The organism is Synechococcus sp. H55.9 (assembly GCF_047462355.1).
GTDB lineage: Bacteria > Cyanobacteriota > Cyanobacteriia > Thermostichales > Thermostichaceae > Thermostichus.
Map to the genome: position 1 here is coordinate 1 of NZ_JANSJB010000151.1, position 1,624 is coordinate 1,624.

The following is a 1,624-nucleotide window of genomic DNA, read 5'->3' on the forward strand; positions in this document are numbered from 1 at the left end:
GCCTCCTAATGCATCCCGCTAACTTAAGCTACTCCTTGTCTGTGCGAAGGTCATCTAGAGGGGATCCATCACTACTTTCTGAGCCCGTACGCTCTGGCTCAAACTCTACAGTGATCCGCAATCTGACCCTGCCTTTCTCCCACTCCTTCTTACCCGGCACCAAGAGCTGACAGGTCAGGCCCTGATCAAACCACTTGGTTTCTTGCAGTAGCTTTTCTTCGGGTTTAGTGGCAAGAAGGCTACTGGCAATACTAATCAGGTTTTCCGGTGGGAGGATCCCCGAGGATCTCAAGGCTGCAATAAACAAGCGATTGAGCTCTTCCTTTTTGGCCAAATCCTCTTGGGCAGCTTTGACCAGGCTAGCAACCTTGAAAGTTTTCTCCCCTACAGAGAGGATCCCTTCTAAGTATTGCTGCAAGGGCAGGGACTTAGGCAACAAAACTTCACCTCCTCAAATAGTAGGGAGAAACAAACTGCTTTATCTCAGATCGTCAAGTATGCTGTCCAGCTCGGGGAAAATCTTACCTAAGTCAGAGATCTCATCACTCGGCTCACTTTCGCTCGCTGGCTGCTCGGAAGAACCTGCTGAGCTGTCAGCTAATTCACCGGTCGAAGAAGGTTTCAGTAAAGAAATCGAGGGCAAAAGTTCACGACCTAGGCCCATAGCCTGTAAGCATAGGTTAATCCCAGAAACGGCTTGGTTGTAGCTATCGATCTTTGCTTCTAGATCCCTTAGACGCTGTTGGTTTAAGGTAATTCTTTCTTCTGCTTCCTTTCTAAGTGTCGCTTCCATAAATTGCTTTGCTTCGGGATACTTTTGCAGAATTTCATCAGCCACTTCCTTAGCAATGGGCAAGAGCTGAGTCTTGAGGGTATTGTTGGTTTCTTGCCGGAAGTTAGAGCGTATTGTCTGGCTGACTTTGGGCTCAAAGTCAAGCTTCAGCAATTGCCGGATCCCCGGCTCCGCATCTCGAATAGCGGAAATATCGTAGGACTGAGATGTTTGCTTTAAAACTTCCCGGAACTGGTAAATGGAGAAAGTGCCCTCGTCATAGAAGCGAGGACTTTCTCTTAGATACCGATCGCACTCTTTTCGAGCGCCGCTGACTAATGCAGTGCAAACTTTTTCCTTAACCTCTAGTAGTTTTTTCTCTAGATCACCGTCGGATCCCAGTAGGCGAAACAACTGCTTGTAGTAGTCTGCACTGCGTACCCGATCGATAATCCGCCGGAAGGAGTTCTCCACAACTGTGGTGGCAGACTCGACCAGTATATCCTCTAGGTGATTCGATAGGTAGTAAAGGGCCTCAACCAGCACAGCCAAAAAGGGAGCTGTGGAGTTACGGTGGTGGATGCGAACAGCTTGGCTATAGGCACTATCTATTGAGAATGTGTCCAGAAGCTCATCCAGCCTACGCACCATCTTGGCCTGCAGCCTTCGGAAGTCATACTCAAACTCTTTATCCGTTCCGTCGATAATTTCACTAACCATAGTTTGAATGTGTTCATCAAACTCTTGACCAATCCTATTCAACTGCTGATTAATAAGCATTAACTCATGGGCAATCATGCTATCGACTTCTCTGGGTTGGCTGTCTAGGTCTCCATAAAGATCTAGGTAGGA

Annotated in this window: 1 protein-coding gene and 1 pseudogene; both read right to left on the reverse strand. The window is 47.7% G+C overall.

Annotation, left to right across the window (positions count from 1 at the left end; translation table 11 throughout):
- Positions 1 to 28 precede the first annotated feature (28 nt).
- A complete protein-coding gene (locus NW857_RS12620; protein ID WP_414335188.1) occupies positions 29 to 418 on the reverse strand; it encodes a KGK domain-containing protein in 390 nt (129 codons plus the stop codon).
- A gap of 60 nt (positions 419 to 478) precedes the next feature.
- Positions 479 to 1,624 (reverse strand): annotated as a pseudogene (locus NW857_RS12625) (dynamin family protein); the annotation flags it as partial.